This is a genomic window from Flavobacterium fluviale (assembly GCF_003312915.1).
In the GTDB taxonomy this organism is placed as follows: Bacteria; Bacteroidota; Bacteroidia; order Flavobacteriales; family Flavobacteriaceae; genus Flavobacterium; species Flavobacterium fluviale.
Genome location: NZ_CP030261.1, coordinates 2,471,220 through 2,487,753, shown reverse-complemented (window position 1 = coordinate 2,487,753; position 16,534 = coordinate 2,471,220). Strand labels below are relative to the sequence as shown.

Annotated in this window: 16 protein-coding genes; 9 read left to right on the top strand and 7 right to left on the bottom strand. The window is 32.5% G+C overall.

What is annotated here, in order from left to right; genetic code table 11:
* Positions 1-28: 28 nt before the first annotated feature.
* Both HYN86_RS10940 and HYN86_RS10935 read right to left on the bottom strand, forming a co-directional pair.
* Positions 29-1,207, bottom strand: coding sequence for an AIR synthase related protein (locus HYN86_RS10940; RefSeq protein ID WP_113678056.1), 1,179 nt, complete (start codon positions 1,205-1,207; stop codon positions 29-31).
* A 438-nt stretch (positions 1,208-1,645) separates the two neighbouring features.
* Entirely contained in the window at positions 1,646-3,835 is a 2,190-nt protein-coding gene (locus HYN86_RS10935) for a glutamine synthetase III family protein (RefSeq protein WP_113678055.1), read from the bottom strand.
* A gap of 429 nt (positions 3,836-4,264) precedes the next feature.
* Here HYN86_RS10935 and HYN86_RS10930 point away from each other — a divergent pair, with 429 nt between their 5' ends.
* The 4 genes from HYN86_RS10930 (at position 4,265) to HYN86_RS21140 (ending at position 8,564) form a co-directional block, all read left to right on the top strand.
* Positions 4,265-5,281 carry a glutamine synthetase beta-grasp domain-containing protein gene (locus HYN86_RS10930; RefSeq protein WP_113679912.1) on the top strand — a complete coding sequence of 339 codons (1,017 nt, stop codon included), beginning with the start codon at positions 4,265-4,267 and terminating at the stop codon, positions 5,279-5,281.
* A 346-nt stretch (positions 5,282-5,627) separates the two neighbouring features.
* A complete protein-coding gene (locus HYN86_RS10925; protein ID WP_113678054.1) occupies positions 5,628-6,596 on the top strand; it encodes a TerC family protein in 969 nt (322 codons plus the stop codon).
* Between the two features lie 202 nt (positions 6,597-6,798).
* Positions 6,799-7,575: a hypothetical protein gene (locus HYN86_RS21145; protein WP_230406350.1), complete on the top strand. Its 777-nt coding sequence runs from the start codon at positions 6,799-6,801 to the stop codon at positions 7,573-7,575.
* A gap of 230 nt (positions 7,576-7,805) precedes the next feature.
* Entirely contained in the window at positions 7,806-8,564 is a 759-nt protein-coding gene (locus HYN86_RS21140) for a T9SS type A sorting domain-containing protein (protein ID WP_230406349.1), read from the top strand.
* A gap of 66 nt (positions 8,565-8,630) precedes the next feature.
* On the opposite strand, the gene HYN86_RS10915 is transcribed toward HYN86_RS21140, so the two are convergent.
* The 3 genes from HYN86_RS10915 to HYN86_RS10905 form a co-directional block, all read right to left on the bottom strand.
* On the bottom strand, positions 8,631-9,152 hold the full coding sequence (locus tag HYN86_RS10915) for a hypothetical protein (RefSeq protein ID WP_113678053.1): 522 nt from the start codon (positions 9,150-9,152) through the stop codon (positions 8,631-8,633).
* A gap of 90 nt (positions 9,153-9,242) precedes the next feature.
* Positions 9,243-10,112, bottom strand: coding sequence for an alpha/beta hydrolase (locus HYN86_RS10910; protein WP_113678052.1), 870 nt, complete (start codon positions 10,110-10,112; stop codon positions 9,243-9,245).
* A gap of 261 nt (positions 10,113-10,373) precedes the next feature.
* A complete protein-coding gene (locus HYN86_RS10905) occupies positions 10,374-11,246 on the bottom strand; it encodes an AraC family transcriptional regulator (protein WP_057118937.1) in 873 nt (290 codons plus the stop codon).
* A gap of 449 nt (positions 11,247-11,695) precedes the next feature.
* Here HYN86_RS10905 and HYN86_RS10900 point away from each other — a divergent pair, with 449 nt between their 5' ends.
* The 4 genes from HYN86_RS10900 (at position 11,696) to HYN86_RS10880 (ending at position 14,697) form a co-directional block, all read left to right on the top strand.
* Positions 11,696-12,061, top strand: a complete 366-nt coding sequence (locus HYN86_RS10900) for a DUF3244 domain-containing protein (protein WP_113678051.1) — start codon at positions 11,696-11,698, stop codon at positions 12,059-12,061.
* A 566-nt stretch (positions 12,062-12,627) separates the two neighbouring features.
* Positions 12,628-13,032, top strand: coding sequence for a T9SS type A sorting domain-containing protein (locus tag HYN86_RS10895; RefSeq protein WP_113678050.1), 405 nt, complete (start codon positions 12,628-12,630; stop codon positions 13,030-13,032).
* Between the two features lie 502 nt (positions 13,033-13,534).
* A complete protein-coding gene (locus tag HYN86_RS10885) occupies positions 13,535-13,936 on the top strand; it encodes a FimB/Mfa2 family fimbrial subunit (protein WP_113678048.1) in 402 nt (133 codons plus the stop codon).
* A 374-nt stretch (positions 13,937-14,310) separates the two neighbouring features.
* On the top strand, positions 14,311-14,697 hold the full coding sequence (locus HYN86_RS10880) for a secretion protein (protein WP_113678047.1): 387 nt from the start codon (positions 14,311-14,313) through the stop codon (positions 14,695-14,697).
* Positions 14,698-14,755: 58 nt separating this feature from the next.
* Here the strand turns inward: HYN86_RS10880 and HYN86_RS10875 are convergent, their stop codons facing one another.
* Together HYN86_RS10875 and HYN86_RS10870 are read right to left on the bottom strand one after the other, a co-directional pair.
* Positions 14,756-15,370 (bottom strand): hypothetical protein, encoded by a 615-nt coding sequence (locus HYN86_RS10875; protein WP_113678046.1) that lies wholly within the window; start codon positions 15,368-15,370, stop codon positions 14,756-14,758.
* A 71-nt stretch (positions 15,371-15,441) separates the two neighbouring features.
* Positions 15,442-15,849: a helix-turn-helix domain-containing protein gene (locus tag HYN86_RS10870; protein ID WP_113678045.1), complete on the bottom strand. Its 408-nt coding sequence runs from the start codon at positions 15,847-15,849 to the stop codon at positions 15,442-15,444.
* Positions 15,850-16,041: 192 nt separating this feature from the next.
* Between HYN86_RS10870 and HYN86_RS10865 the strand changes: the two genes are divergently transcribed.
* Entirely contained in the window at positions 16,042-16,359 is a 318-nt protein-coding gene (locus HYN86_RS10865) for a hypothetical protein (protein WP_113678044.1), read from the top strand.
* Positions 16,360-16,534 lie beyond the last annotated feature (175 nt).

Here is a 16,534-nt window from a genome sequence, read left to right as displayed (position 1 = left end):
CACCGAGGTGCGTCTCTACAGAAAAAAATTAATATTCAAATGTTCCGTATTCGCTTGTAATAGTAAGTTTCTTCTCTTCTGAAGCTTCTACTCTACCAACGATTTGCGCATCAACATTGAATGATTTTGAGATTTCAATAATATCTTGTGCAATATTTTCTGGAACATAAATTTCCATTCTATGACCACAGTTGAAAACTTGATACATTTCTTTCCAATCTGTTTTTGACTGCTCTTGAATTAACTTGAATAATGGCGGAACTGGAAACAAATTGTCTTTTATTACATGTAAATTCTGCACGAAATGAAGAATTTTTGTCTGCGCTCCTCCACTGCAGTGCACCATTCCGTGAATATCTTTTGGTGTATATTTATCTAAAATTTTCTTGATGATTGGCGCGTACGTTCTTGTTGGAGAAAGTACCAATTGTCCAGCATTGATTGGACTATTTTCTACTTCATCAGTCAAATTAACTTGTCCTGAATAGATTAATTCTTCTGGAACTGCTGCATCATAACTTTCTGGATATTTTTTAGCCAAATATTTCCCGAAAACGTCGTGACGTGCTGATGTAAGTCCGTTACTTCCCATTCCGCCGTTATAGCTTTTTTCATAAGAAGCCTGACCAAAAGAAGCCAAACCTACAATAACGTCTCCTGCTTTTATATTGGCATTATCTACAACATCACTGCGTTTCATGCGTGCTGTTACCGTAGAGTCTACAATAATAGTACGAACTACATCTCCAACATCTGCAGTTTCTCCTCCAGTTGAATGAATAGTTACACCAAACGATTTTAATTCGTTGATTAATTCTTCTGTTCCGTTGATAATTGCCGAAATAACTTCAGCTGGAATTAGGTTTTTATTTCTTCCAATTGTTGAAGAAAGTAAAATATTATCGGTAGCACCAACACATAATAAATCATCAATATTCATGATTAATGCATCCTGAGCAATTCCTTTCCAAACTGAAAGATCTCCAGTTTCTCTCCAATACATATAAGCCAAAGAGGATTTTGTTCCTGCTCCGTCTGCGTGCATAATAAGGCAGTGCTCTGAATCTTGTGTTAAGTAATCTGGAACAATTTTACAAAATGCCTGCGGAAATAAACCTTTGTCAATGTTTTTTATGGCGTTGTGCACGTCTTCTTTTGATGCCGAAACACCTCTTTGCGCGTACCTTTTGCTAGAATCTGAACTCATGAAAATTAGTTTGTGTTGATGTGGTGCAAAGATAATCCCTTTTTTTAATTCTTTGGTTTATTTGAATAGTTGATTCACAAAAAAAATCGGCTGAAGATGATCTTCTGCCGATTTTCCTAAATAAAATTGGTTATGAAGCTTTTGGCTTGCTATCTTCTGCGTTTCACAGCATTAGTAATTAGTAATCAAAAAAAAGTAACTAGTATCTTATTTCAACCAAAATTAGAAAACTAATTTAAAAAAGATTGCAGTATAAACACCTATTTTCTAACAACTTACAATCTTTCCGATGAACTGTAAGACTATCCCGATGAACTTCGCAATTGAGATAAAACAAAAGCAGGAAATTACTTTCGATTTAATCTTGAATGCAATCAATATCAAAAAAAAAACCTGTCTCAAAATAGGACAGGCTTAAAAATATGTTTTTTCTAGGTGTTATTTAGTGAATAATAATTCTCTGTATTTAGTTAAAGTCCAGCTTTCGTCATCAACCAATAATTCTAATTTGTCACAGTGATTACGAATATCTTCAAAATACGGTTTTACTTTATTGCAATATGCTTCTGCCATTTTTTGTGCATCTGTCAATTGGTTTGCTTTCTTTCTTTCGTTTGTCATTGCCAAAACTTTAGAATTTATACCTTCTATATGACCCGAAATTTCTTTAATTAAAACAATCTGCTCACTTGCAATAGTTTCAAATTCTTTTCCGAAGATTTCTTTTAATCCTTTTACGTTTTCAATTAATGTATTTTGATAACGAATTGCAGTTGGAATTACGTGATTTCTAGAAATATCTCCTAAAACTCTTCCTTCAATCTGGATTTTTTTAGTGTATTCTTCTAATTCAATTTCGTAACGAGCCTCAGCTTCAATGTGATTAAAAATCCCCAATTCTTCAAATAATTCTAATGCCTGCTTAGAAACTTTAGCTTTAATCGCTTCTGGAGTCGTTTTAAAATTGCTCAAACCTCTTTTTGCAGCTTCTTTTTCCCAAGCATCGCTGTAACCGTCGCCTTCAAAAAGAATCTTTTTAGATTGTTTAATGTACTCTCTTAAAACATTAAAAATGGCATCATCTTTTTTCATGTCTTTCGACTCGATAAGATTTTCTACTTCATTTTTAAAGTCTTTCAATTGTTTAGCCACAATCGCATTCAAAGTTGTCATTGCATTCGAACAGTTTGAATTGGATCCAACCGCTCTAAATTCAAATTTATTTCCTGTAAAAGCAAAAGGCGAAGTTCTATTACGATCTGTATTGTCTAATAATACGTCTGGAATTTTACCTACAACATTTAGTTTTAGATCTGTTTTTTCTTCTGGAGATAATTTTCCTGTTGTAACACTTTCAAGCTCTGATAATACTTTTGATAATTGTGCTCCAATGAAAACAGAAATAATAGCCGGAGGCGCTTCATTTGCCCCTAATCTGTGATCATTACTAGCAGTCGCGATAGAAGCTCTTAATAAAGTTTCATAATCGTTTACCGCTTTTATCGTATTAATAAAGAAAGTCAAAAACTGTAAATTGCTCATTGGCGTTTTACTTGGACTCAATAAATTAACGCCAGTATCTGTTGCCAATGACCAGTTATTATGTTTTCCAGAACCGTTTACACCTTTAAATGGCTTTTCGTGAAATAATACTTTAAAATCATGACGTTCTGCAACTCTCTGCATTACATCCATTAATAAAGAGTTATGGTCGACTGCTAAATTCGTTTCCTCAAAAATTGGTGCCAATTCAAATTGATTGGGAGCAACTTCGTTATGACGCGTTTTTACCGGAATTCCTAACAACATACATTCCTGCTCCAAATCTCTCATATAAGTAAGAGCACGAGTTGGAATAGATCCAAAATAATGATCGTCTAACTGCTGTCCTTTTGCAGAAGTATGTCCTAACAAAGTTCTTCCAGTCATCATTAAATCTGGACGAGAATTTGCTAAAGCCTTATCAATTAAAAAATATTCCTGTTCCCAGCCTAAAGTTGCTGTTACTTTTTTTACGTTTTTGTCAAAATATTTACAAACTTCTGTAGCCGCTTCATCAATTGCAGATAATGCTCTTAACAAAGGTATTTTATTATCTAAAGCTTCACCGGTATAGGCAATAAAAACTGTCGGAATACACAATGTTGTTCCATAAATAAATGCAGGAGAAGTTGGGTCCCAGGCAGTATATCCGCGAGCTTCAAATGTATTTCTGATACCGCCGTTTGGAAAACTTGATGCATCTGGTTCCTGTTGTACCAACTGCGCGCCGCCAAACTTTTCTACAGGATCGCTTCCATCATAAGATATATCAAAAAAAGCGTCATGTTTTTCTGCCGTCGTTCCTGTTAAAGGCTGAAACCAGTGTGTATAATGTGTAACTCCTTTTGCAAGAGCCCACTCTTTCATACCCATCGCAATATAATCTGCCAGCTTTCTGTCAATCTTCGTTCCATGTTGAATGGCATCTCTTACTCCTTTTAAAGCATCCGAAGTTAAATATTGCTTCATTGCTTTTTCATTAAACACATTTGAACCAAAAAGATTCGATTTTCTATCAATCTCTTCAAAATGTACCGGCTTTCTTGTAGAAGCTTCTTTTAAAGCTTGAAAACGTAATGTTGACATGTATGTAAGTTTTAAAATTCGTAATAAATTTCATTAAAAAAATGAGGAACAAATATAAACAATAAAAAAGCCTATTTTAAACATAATTTCGAGAAATTTAGTCACTGATTTTTCAATAGATGAACGTTATTTTAGAGAATAATGAATTCAAAGTAAAGAAATATAACAAAACTGTGCGGTAATATTGATTAAATAAACATTTTTTCATAATTTCTTAACTCAGAAATTCAAAAAAGAGGCCTGTTTATTACGAATTTATTTTTTTAAGGCAAACAAAATTGCTTTTTTAAAAATATACCCCTCTCAAAATTGCGCTTATCTAAAAAATTATAGTTCGTTAAACAAAATAGCCCCCTAATTTTTAGGACTAAAAAAATAAATCTATATTTGACCCAACGAAAAAAAACAAAAAAATTAATTTATATTATTATGGCTAAAATTAAGTTAGAGTACATTTGGTTAGATGGATATGAACCAACTCAAAATCTTAGAAGTAAAACTAAAGTTGAAGAACATGATAACTTCAAAGGAACATTAGAGGAACTTGGAAACTGGTCATTTGATGGATCATCTACAAGACAAGCTGAAGGAGGTTCTTCTGACTGTTTATTAGTTCCAGTTGCAATTTATCCTGACCCAACTCGTATCAATGGATGGTTGGTAATGTGTGAAGTTATGTATGCTGATGGAACTCCACACCCTTCTAACGGTAGAGCTACAATTGATGATGATAATGATGATTTTTGGTTTGGATTCGAACAAGAGTATTTCATCATGGATACTAAAACTTTATTGCCATTAGGTTTCCCTGTTGGAGGTTATCCTGCTCCACAAGGTATGTACTACTGCTCTGTAGGTGGAAAAAACACTCACGGAAGAAAATTAGTTGAAGAACACGCTGATTTATGTATCGCTGCTGGAATTAACTTTGAAGGTATTAACCAAGAGGTTGCCTGCGGACAATGGGAATTTCAATTATTCGCTAAAGGTGCTAAAAAAGCTGGAGACGAAATCTGGGTTGCTCGTTACCTATTAGATCGTTTGACTGAGAAATATGGTTACTATATTGAATATCACCCAAAACCTCTAGGAGATACAGACTGGAATGGTTCTGGAATGCATGCTAACTTCTCTAACAATGTATTAAGAACATGTGGAGACCAAGCAACTTACGAAAGAATCTGTGAAGCTTTCCGTCCTGTTACTGCTGAACACATCGCTGTTTACGGAGCTTACAACGACCAACGTTTAACTGGTAAGCACGAAACTGCCTCTATCCACGATTTCTCTTATGGAGTTTCAGACAGAGGATGTTCTATCAGAATTCCTTTGATGACTGTTCAAAAAGGATGGAAAGGATGGTTGGAAGACAGAAGACCAGCTTCAAACGGAGATCCATACAAAATTGCTGCTAGAATTATCAAAACTGTTAACTCAGCGCTATAATTCAAAGCTTACAATATATTCTACAAAAGCCGGCATAATTTGCCGGCTTTTTTTTTTACGTTCGCTTGTCATTCAGAGGAGCGAGGAATTGTACTAGAGAATCTACAAAGATTGAAGATTCATTATACGGAGTTCCTTGTGCAATTCCTCGTTCCTCTCAATGACAATGCTAAAACCACAAATCAACGAAATTAATGTCGAGACAATGCAAATCATTCTCAAAAACATCATAACTTTATAACACTTAACATTTTACAAATAACAAATATTACTTAATTTTAGGATTAAATTTAATTTTAAGTTAAACATCATAACTTATCTTTGTAAATCATTTAAAATATTCATTATGATAGTCTGGACTCTCTTTTTACTTGCTGTAGTTTTTATTCTTGCGTTAGACTTAGGTGTCTTCAACAAAACGCCACATATTATTAGTACAAAAGAAGCCAGCAAATGGACCTTGGTTTGGGTCACTTTATCATTTCTTTTTTCGGGAGTAATTTATTGGCTTTACACAACAGATTATATTGATAACCCAGATGCATTAAAACCTTCGGTAGCAGCCATGAAGTTTATTACTGGTTATTTAATTGAACTATCACTAAGCGTAGACAACATTTTTGTAATTGCCATTATTTTTGCTTCTTTTAAAATTCCGCAAAAGTACCAGCACCGTGTTTTGTTCTGGGGAATCTTGGGCGCCATTGTTTTCCGCGGTTTAATGATTTTCTTTGGCGTAATGCTGATCAATAAATTTACCTGGACTACCTATGTCTTTGGAATTTTCTTAATATTTACCGCTGTAAAAATGCTGTTTTCTGGCGAAGACGAAGATTTTCATCCAAAAGATTCTTTCGTATACAAGACATTAGGAAAAATTATTCCAATTACTTCTCATATGGAGCATGAGAAATTCTTCATTTTAACCGAAACAGGAAAAAAAGCCGCTACTCCGCTTTTCGTTGCTTTGATTGTAATTGAAGTTATGGACGTTCTTTTCGCCGTAGACAGTGTTCCTGCAATTTTAGCGATAACTTCAGATCCTTTTTTAGTATTCAGTTCTAATATTTTTGCTATTCTTGGACTGCGTTCAATGTATTTCTTCTTAGCCAATATGCTGGCGAAATTCAGTTATTTAGAATACAGTTTAGTGGCTATTTTAGCTTTTGTGGGATTAAAAATGCTGTTGCATGATTTCTTCCACGTTCCAGAATGGGCTTCTTTAGGATTTATCGCTTTATCACTTTTAGTTGGGATTTTAGTTTCTTTAAAATTCGGAGAAGAAAAAGTACTTACAGATTCAGAGAAAGAATAAAATATTTTGAAACATATATTCATAAAAAAAAGGAAATCTTGCGATTTCCTTTTTTTATAACCATAAGTTATTTTTTTTATTATTTTTCTTATAATTTAACATTCAAAATTAAAGAAATTATATATATATATATATTTATTTTTGGCTTTTTTAATTTAAATAATTATCATGAAAAAAAATTACTTATTTCTCATTGCAACATATGCTGAATGCTTTAGTATTTGCACAAACCGTTACCTTAACACCTACAATAGTAAATAACACCAATGTAAATACTGGTCCAATCAATTTAGCTTCTGTACCAACTTCAACCATCTCATTAAACGTCAAAGTTGAGATACCAAGCAATGTTGCTGTTACTGATTATGGAACATTAAAGATTTATTATTCTAATCTAAGCGTCACAAACGCCAATGTCGCAAGTGGCGGAGATAGAGGTACTCTATTTTTTGGTGGTGGAAAAATTGCCACTAGAAGCATCGTAATAAACTTATTCTGGAGTGATTTCTTAACTTCAGGCGGATTCATTTTTGCTGAATACAAGACACCTGCAGGAACATCCTATAGAAGTTCGAATTTAGCCATAATTAAAAACGCAACTATGACAGGAGGTACAACCCTAAACCCTCCCGCAGACGCTCCTAATCCTTCAAACATTTCAAACACTCTATGCTGTAACCAAACTGTGAGACTAGAAGACAAACCTGAACCATTTAAAGGGTCAGTATTTTTAAACCCTTATAAAAATGAACCTTATGGCATCAATGCCAAATGGGAATACAAAGGAAATATCATAGAATTAGATAATATAAACCAAACTTTATCGGTAGATTATATCACTGAGCCTGGAAACTTCACAGTACAAAGAAGCTTAGGTTATGTTTATGGAAATACTTTTCCTAATAAAAGTAATTCCATTACAATTACTGTAGTTCCTTCCCCGATAACATCAAATGAAATTCCATCAATGCACCTGTAGACTCAAAAGGCTATTTCGAAATTACAACTAGTAATCCAAAACAAATATCAGGAACAAGGCAGGGAAGTCAAGTTAATTTAAATATCCTACAAAATCCCAACCACACCCCTCAAAGAGGAGATCTTAGTGCAAATATTGAGAGCTTTGAATGGCAGTATAAAAAAATGAACACTGCAACTAATAATTGGACAACTATAAATAGCAATCATCCGTATAATTTAGAATCCTTTATGCCCACAGATATAGATGAAACAGAAGATAATTATTATTTACTTAGACGAATTGCAACTTATCAAAACATTCAAAGAGCAAGCAATACTTTAAAAATTGTAATAAGAACAATTCGTAACAACAACACTATTTGTTGTGACCAAACCCTTATAATATCGCCTACAAATACTATCGATCAACCAAGTTTAATTATCGGCTCAGATGCAACACCTGAATCAAATGGATATTTAAAATATCAATGGCAAAGTCAATCAATCGATAACAACACTGGCAACATTAGCAATTGGACAAATATAACTGGAGCAACATCAAAAGATTACTTACCTGTACCACTTGTACTTGTTTCCGTTTATGATTCTCGCACGAGAGGAAACATATGGACAACTTTAACATCATACAATTATAGACGAATTACCGTTCCACAGTATTACAACGGAAAATCATCCTACAGCAATGTAATAAAATTATCTGCAGAAAGCTACTTATACTCGATACCCAGCGTAATTGCATACCCAAATCCCGCTACATCCATTATAAATTTTGAAAATAGTAAGGGAGATGTTTTCTTTAAAATAGAAACAAACACAGTAAGCATAACCAATATAAATGGATCAGTAGTAAATTTAAATAATTACTCAATATTAAGCCCTACTAAAATCAGCGTAGATGTTTCCAGCTTACCAGCTGGAACTTATTTTGCAAATTTTGATACTGGAGACCGCAGAAGCATAAAAGTTACATTCATAAAAAGCAATTAAATAATTTATCAAAAAAAGGAAATCTTACGATTTCCTTTTTTTGATTTTTCTAAATCAATTGTAAAATTAATTTACTTGTTTAACATTACTATCATCAATGTTATACTTTTTAATTACAGCATAGTAATCAGAGTAATCTGACTTATTAACAGATTTATTAGTATTTACAGGATCATTGCCCGGAACAACTACTATACGGAATTTTTGTCCAGTTCTTAAATCAGCTGGCACAGTATTTAATTCAAACCCTTGTAGATAAAGCTCATAATCAACTAGAGTAAAATTAAATTTGTATGTAAAAAATAAAGTTCCATCATCATAATAATGCGATTCTGGGATTTGAACCCAAACAGTGCGGCCAGCACTTACTCCATCTGCACGGTAAGCCAAAACCACATCCCCAGGAAAAAGTGTAAAACCAAAAGGCCTAACACCACCATTTCCATTTGCATCAAAAGAAACATTATTAACATCAATAACATCTGCTGCCACCGATTCTCCCGGAGGTCCCGGAGGCCCTTCTGGTCCTTCACAGCTTGAAAATGCAATTAAACCGATAACTGCAAATAAGGTAAGTATCTTTTTCATAATTTTATTTTTTTAAGGATTATACTATAAAGGTATTCCAAAAATTAAACCAAAAAAAGTTATTCGGTCAATTTTAAGTCAAAAAAATCTTTATTTTTTCGCAGGTACCTGATTTTTAAGTAGAATTTTATTAAAAAATAAAACATGATAAGGCAATGAGTTTTCCCAATAATCCCAAGTATGTGCTCCTGGACGCTCTGTGTAATCATGATCAACTTTATTATAAACCAATCTTCTATGAAGTTCTCTGTTTGGTTCTATTAAAAAATCGTCTACACCACAATCTATAATTATCGGTAATTTATTAGATTTCAATTTATCAGCCATTCTTAAAACAGAGTTTTGCTCGTACAATTCTGTGCTGCCGCTTTTATCTCCAAAAACAGGCTGCATTAATTTGACCACTTGCGCAGATGAATCTCTGTTAAGCATCACACTCATATCTACCGCTCCGCTCATACTTCCTGCAGCGCAAAATAAGTCGGGATGCCTTCCAGACAAATATAAGGCGCCGTGTCCGCCCATAGAAAGACCTGTAATAACTCTTCCATTTCTATTGCTAATTGTTCTGTATGTTTTATCTACTTTTTGAATAACTTCCTGCGTAATAAATGTCTCAAACTGACTTTCTTTATTTACTGGACTGTCTAAATAAAAACTAAACGTTTCTCCTTCGGGCATTACAATAATGATATTGTATTGATCGGCCAAACCGTGAACTAATTTTTTGTTCGGAGTATTTTTAAGCCAGTCACTAAAATGTCCGTAAGCTCCGTGTAATAAATACATGACTGGAAAAGCCGTTTTACTTTTTGAGTAAGAATTGGGTAAAACAACCGCAGCTTTGTAGGTTTTACCCATAGCGGTGCTGGCAACTTGTAAAGTGTCTACTTTTGCGGCGTATGTCATAGTGGTCATGCAAAGCAAAAAGGCAGACAATAGCATTTTAAATTTCTTCATTTTGATATATTTTTTCTGATTAGGGTTTGTAAATATACCTTTTTTCAGAATAAAATATATGAAAAATCCGACTAGTGTTTGCGATAAAAAAATAGCCGCGAATTCACGAATTTCACTTTGAAAATCTTAAAAAACACTTTACTTATTTAATTACAAAAATCCTATTGACATTCTTTGAACAAAAATAAAAACCACGAATTCACGAATTAATATCAAAAAAAAATTCGTGAATTCGTGGCTAAAAAAAATTCCAGCTAAAAACTAGCTAATTATAATCTTATGCTCATGTCGGTATTGCGACGCGCTTTTACCTGTATATTGTTTAAATGATTTACTAAAGTGGCTGAAATTATTAAATCCGCTTTCGTAGCATACTTCATTGATACTCATTGGTTGTTCTGCCAAAAGCTTTGAAGCATGAACCAAACGGTATTCATTCACAAATTCAGTAAATGTTTTATTGGATATCTTTTTAAAATAACGACAGAAAGATGGTGTTGTCATACTTACCAAACTTGAGACTTCATCGATCGAAATAGATTCCTGAAAATGATCTTTCACAAAATTAAAAACCACATTAATACGGTCGTTATCCTGAGTCTGTAACTCTAATGAAAATCCGTCAGCATTTAAAATGGTATAATCCTCAGCCGATTCCAATTCGTCCAAAACACTCAAAAGTGTGATCAAACGTTGAAACGGAGGTTCATTCTCCATCATTTCAATTTTCTTTCCTATTCTTTTTTTTGTTTCACCTCCAAAAGCAATTCCGCCTTTAGCCTGATTCAAAATATTCTGCACTTTTTTCATTTCAGGAGCAACAAAAAAATCGCTTCCTAAAAATTCAGGTTTAATATGAATTACAGTTTCATTTGTATTACCTGTATTTTCATTTGTAAAACCGCAATGGGGCAAATTGGCTCCTATTAAAAGTAAACTACCATTCGTGTAATAAGAAACATGGCTTCCTATTTGTCTTTTTCCAGCCCCGCCGTTAATATAAACCAACTCAATCTCTGGATGATAATGCCATAAATGAGCTTTGCTATTGGTCTTTTCGGCGTGTTTAGTGTAGGTAAAAGAACTTCCGTATGAGTTAGTTATCACTTCAAGAGCTGGGGCAATTGTCTTCATGATAATTTCTTTAAAAAATAATAGCAAATTTAACAAAAACACCTAAAATAATTTAAATTTTAACCTATAACGGTTTCGTAAATGCGAATTTTACATTAAAATAACGTTCTTAACACTGAGAATTTTACAACAAAAACGCTAATTTTTTCATGTCTCATTTTTTTTCTTCACTTTTTTTTCAATAATCATATTTAAAACCCAAATTAATACAAATATGTTAAAATTTGTAAGAAAAACAGAAAATTTAAGAAGTATTCGGTTTTAGCAAAACATTGAAAAATAATAATCAAATTAACAAAAACACTTAATTAAACTCAAATTTTAACCTATAACGGTTTCGTAAATGAGAATATAGCACATAAATTGGAAAATATAGTTGTTAAAATAACACACATGCTGCTATAACTTTGCCTAAGAGAAACGAACTAAAAATTTAAACACCCAGGAATATGAAAAAGATTATGAAATTAAGTTTAGTATGTGCAGTACTTTTTACTGGAATGAGTACTTATGCAATTGATGGAAATGAAGCACTAAATCTTCATGTATTAAAAGGAAATGGCAAGGTAATTGCATTTGGTATTAACCAACTTCAGAAAGCAGTTATTAGTATATATGATACAAATGGTAATTTAATCTACACTGAAAATGCTTCTGGTAAAGATGGTATCTTAAGAACATTCAGTTTAGAAGAATTTCCACAAGGAAAATACATTTTAGAAGTTGCTGACAATTTCAAAAAAGTAAAATACGACATTAACGTAAATGCAAATAGTTCTGTATTGTCTTCAAAAGGAACTACTTCAATTTACTAAGAAGATATTAAGGTTAAGTGCATTACTTCACAGCACTTAAAAGTTTTATACTCTAATACAGTATAAAAAGTGAGGTTAGATAGTTAGTAAGTTAAAAACTTTCAAAAGTTTTAAAAACAGCTCTTTGTGGTTACTGAGCTGTTTTTTTTTTGCTCTTTACTTTTTTTTAATCGCAAAGCACGCAAAGACTTACGCAATCCCCGAAGCCTCGGTACTCAGAGTTTTTTTAACTTTGCGAACCTCTGTGTTTTTCTTCGTGTGATTTTAAGGTATAAATACACAAGAATAAAAACTTAGCATCTCGATACCTTAGCATCAACCTCACCCACATTCCTACAATTATTAAAGAAATCTTTAATTCAATGTAAATTAAAAATCATCAAAAACGTTGAAAAATAACAACTGAATTAACAAAAACGATAAAAATAATTCAAATTTTAACCTATAACGGTTTCGTAAATGAGAATACAGCATAGAAATAGGAAAATATAGTTGTGATTTTTTACTTACAACTAAAGTAATTTAGCATCAGAGAATTAGAACTATTAATTTTAAAACTAAATACTATGAAAAAGATTGTTAGATTGAGTTTAGTTGCTGCATTGCTTTTCACAGGAATTAGCACATATGCAATTGATGGAACGGCGGAGTTTAATCTTCACGTATTAAAAGCTAATGGAAAATTAATCACTTTCGGTCTTAATCAGACTCAGAAAGCTAATTTATCTATTTACGATAAAGATGGATCTCTTATTTATTCTGAAACAGCTTCAGGTAAAGATGGAATCTTGAGAACTTTCAGCTTAGAAGAATTTCCAGAAGGAACTTACTTCTTAGAAGTAGAGGACAATATGAAAAAATCAAAATACGAAATTAAAGTAACTGATAACATTTCTGTATTATCTCAAAATGCAGTTTCTTCGGTTTATAAAGCAGGTTTCGAAAAAAACACAAGTGTGGCAACACGCTAAAAAGTTTATACTCTCATAAAGTATAAAGTGAGGTTAGATAGTTAGTAAAGTTTAAAAACTTTTAAAGTTTTAAAAACAGCTCTTTGTGGTTATAGAGCTGTTTTTTTTTATCACAAAGTTTTTTACCGCAAAGCTCGCAAAGATTTACGCAAAGTTCGCAAAGTTTTTTTTCACAAAGCTTTGCGAACTTTTTCGTTTTATAAACCTCCTTATAATAATTTTTAGCGCACTTTGCGTAAATCTTTGCGAGCTTTGCGTTTAAACACACTATTTTATATGTAAATAAATTCTTAGCTCTTTGTAAACTTAAAATCTAGTAAAACTTTGAATAAAAATAACTGAATTAACAAAAACGTTAAAAATAATTCATGTTTTAACCTATAACGGTTTCGTAAATGAGAATATAGCATAGAAATAAGAAAACACAGTTGCGCTTTTTAACGTATTTCATAAGTAATTTAGCATCAGAGAATTAGAACTATTAATTTAAAAACTAAGTACCATGAAAAAGATTGCAAAATTGAGTTTAGTAGCAGCGTTGCTATTCACAGGAATAAGCACTTACGCAATTGACGGAAATGGAGAATTTAATCTTCACGTATTAAAAGCTAATGGAAAACTGATCACTTTCGCACTTAATAAAGTACAGAAAGCCAATTTAGCTATTTATGACAAAGACGGAACTTTAATTTATTCTGAAAGCGCTTCAGGTAAAGAAGGAATTTTAAGAACTTTCAGCTTAGAAGAATTCCCAGAAGGAACTTATTTTTTAGTAGTTGAAGACAACGTAAAAAAAGCAAAATACGAGATTACAATAACTGATAATGCAGCTTTATCAAGAACTGCAATTTCTTCAGTTTACAAACCAGGTTTTGCAAAAAATACAAGCGTTGCTGCACGTTAAAAATTTTATACTTTCAAACGGTATAAAATAAGGTTAGAAAAAATTAAAATATTTTATTGTTGAAGAAGAAAAACAGCTCGCGGTTGGTTACGGAGCTGTTTTTTTTGTGCCGAAAAATAAACGTGATTTTTACACTAAATTTTATATGAAAAAATATTCTTATTAATTCAAATATTTGATTTCCAACCGTTAAAAAAAAATTAAAAAACAGCAATCCACAAGCCCAGTAATTACGTACATAGTTCAAACAAAATACTGATATGATTACAATTCAACAACTTAACGCGCTAAAAATGCTAAAATTTTGCTAAAAATTAAATTTGTATTTGTAGTTTTACGTGTTCCACATTTAGTAATTAACAATTAAAAAAAACATGACAAAATTTACCAAAGCCGGTTTAGTTGCTGCCTTTTTTTTAGCGACTGTGTTTACCTATGCCATTGATGGGAAAGGTGATTATATTTTAAACATCAAAACAGGAAACGGAAAAGTAGTTAGCTTTACTTTAGACACTGTTGAGAATTCATCTTTCTCGATCTTCGACGAGAATCACAATTTACTTTATGCAGGAGACGCTGCAGCAAATAAATTGGAAGTTTCAAAAACAATTAGTTTAGAAAGTTTTCCAGCTGGAACTTATGTTCTAGAAGTGAAAGCAAACGACAAAGTTGCGAAACACGAAATTAAAGTTGCTGCAAAAAAGGTAAAAGCAGTGAAATTAGACGAATCTGCTAATCATAGCCCAGGATTCCGCCGTTAATCACTCTTTTTGCCCAAAAAGTTAAAAAGCATCAGTCATTGGCTGGTGCTTTTTTTATTTAAAAATTGAAATGAAATTCATTTCCCGGCGGAGAATGCCCTGCGTTCCATTCTAAGGTTACAATTTTAGATGCATATTCTTGCATATTATCAAAACAATGCAATAAAATTGCTGAACCTCCATCTTTTACAATTCCTTCAACAATTTTAAAGGAATATTCATAGCCTTCATCATCCAGCGCACCCAAATCGAATACTATATTATTGCTTTTAGAAAGAGTCGCATATAAGGTTAAAAGCTTTTTAGGCGTTCCTGGAATTTTCTTCAATCTTGTTTCTGGCGTTATCCATTTCCACTTATCTTCAAATATTTTTTGAGATAATGGACTCTTAAGATTTGCATTCCGTTTAAGATACCTTTTAACTGTTAAAGGGAAAAAAGTATCTCTGAAGTACGATCTTTTAAAATACTCAACAAAGGTCATTTTTCTGTAAAGAATCACACTTTCATGTTTGGTTTTACCGCAAAAAATATCTCTGAGAAAAATCTCGGCATCATATAAATGCTTTCCGTTGTACAAATACAAAACCACTATCTCGCCTTCATACAAAGTAAAAGGCGGTATATAATAAGTGTCTGTTTTAATGCCTTTATTTTCTAATACTACTTTCAAAAATCAGATAGTTGTTTTTAAAATGAGAAAAGCATTCGTGTTGGCGAATGCTTTTTTATTTTTCACAATTACTATTTCTCTTTTAGCAATTTCTCTAAATATTCGATTTTATCTTGTTCCGCTTTCAGCAAACGTTCGTAAAGCTTTTTATTCTCTTCTACAGTTTCCATTAATTTATCTAATGGATTGAAAGTGCAATTGTTTAGACCAAAATAATTATTAGGACTTTCATTGAAAGTATTGAAATAATTAATTGCTGCTTCGTCTGAAAAATTCTTAATCGCTTCAACCGATACACCAAGCGCTTTTGCCACCTCAACAAGTCTTTCTTCTTCTATCGTTTCGCTGTTTTCCATAGCCGAAATTGCTTGCTGGTTTGTTCCTAACGCCTGCGCCAAAGCTTCTTGTTTCATATCTCGCAGTTCACGAATACGGCTTATTTTTCGCCCTATATGATTTGGTTTTGTTAGTGTGCTCATAATTCAAAGATAATAATAAAGTGTCAAAATTGGTAAAATGTAAAAAACAGATTTTACGCAGTGCGATACAGCAAAAAATGATTTCGTACAGCAAAATCTATTTCTTCCTTCGCCGAATAAAACAAAAGTACAATTTTTCTTATAATAAATTTATAAAAGCCCAATTGTAAAGAAATTAAAAATATACGCCTTATGGAAACCAATGAAACTGAAACTTTACAAAAGCTGCAAAAATTAACTGCTCAGTATTTTACAACGCTAAAACCAACCAATGAAGCCAATTTTTATACCGCACAATTTAAAGTGGTCAATTATTTGGAACTCGGCTGCCTTATTACCGATTTACTGAAATTATGTATTCTTGCGCTTGACAATGACATGCATAATTTTTCTAAAAAAGATAAAAGTGCAACTATTAATGTAAGTCTGATTTTGGAAACAGTTTTGCATTTATTTCCTATGGATGAAATGGAGTTTTTGGGGTATGTTGGGGAGGTTGTTGGGGAATGATTTTCTATTTGTTACTTCAAAACGATATAAACATAGCCCGTGGTTTCAACCACGGGTACACAATACGAGCAAGATAATATTACGTTCCCGTGGTTGAAACCACGGGCTATATTTGACAATTGGATTTTTTGGTTGCTCGTGCTAACGGATTTTGATTACGGAATTTCTTTATCTT

Coding starts and splice junctions, on each gene's coding strand:
- HYN86_RS10925 (WP_113678054.1), top strand. CDS start 5,628: ATGATAGTCTGGACTCTCTTTTTACTTGCTGTAGTTTTTATTCTTGCG.
- HYN86_RS10870 (WP_113678045.1), bottom strand. CDS start 15,849: ATGAGCACACTAACAAAACCAAATCATATAGGGCGAAAAATAAGCCGT.
- HYN86_RS10880 (WP_113678047.1), top strand. CDS start 14,311: ATGACAAAATTTACCAAAGCCGGTTTAGTTGCTGCCTTTTTTTTAGCG.
- HYN86_RS10885 (WP_113678048.1), top strand. CDS start 13,535: ATGAAAAAGATTGCAAAATTGAGTTTAGTAGCAGCGTTGCTATTCACA.
- HYN86_RS10910 (WP_113678052.1), bottom strand. CDS start 10,112: ATGAAGAAATTTAAAATGCTATTGTCTGCCTTTTTGCTTTGCATGACC.
- HYN86_RS10930 (WP_113679912.1), top strand. CDS start 4,265: ATGGCTAAAATTAAGTTAGAGTACATTTGGTTAGATGGATATGAACCA.
- HYN86_RS10940 (WP_113678056.1), bottom strand. CDS start 1,207: ATGAGTTCAGATTCTAGCAAAAGGTACGCGCAAAGAGGTGTTTCGGCA.
- HYN86_RS10895 (WP_113678050.1), top strand. CDS start 12,628: ATGAAAAAGATTGTTAGATTGAGTTTAGTTGCTGCATTGCTTTTCACA.
- HYN86_RS10900 (WP_113678051.1), top strand. CDS start 11,696: ATGAAAAAGATTATGAAATTAAGTTTAGTATGTGCAGTACTTTTTACT.
- HYN86_RS10905 (WP_057118937.1), bottom strand. CDS start 11,246: ATGAAGACAATTGCCCCAGCTCTTGAAGTGATAACTAACTCATACGGA.
- HYN86_RS21140 (WP_230406349.1), top strand. CDS start 7,806: ATGCCCACAGATATAGATGAAACAGAAGATAATTATTATTTACTTAGA.
- HYN86_RS21145 (WP_230406350.1), top strand. CDS start 6,799: ATGCTGAATGCTTTAGTATTTGCACAAACCGTTACCTTAACACCTACA.
- HYN86_RS10935 (WP_113678055.1), bottom strand. CDS start 3,835: ATGTCAACATTACGTTTTCAAGCTTTAAAAGAAGCTTCTACAAGAAAG.
- HYN86_RS10915 (WP_113678053.1), bottom strand. CDS start 9,152: ATGAAAAAGATACTTACCTTATTTGCAGTTATCGGTTTAATTGCATTT.
- HYN86_RS10865 (WP_113678044.1), top strand. CDS start 16,042: ATGGAAACCAATGAAACTGAAACTTTACAAAAGCTGCAAAAATTAACT.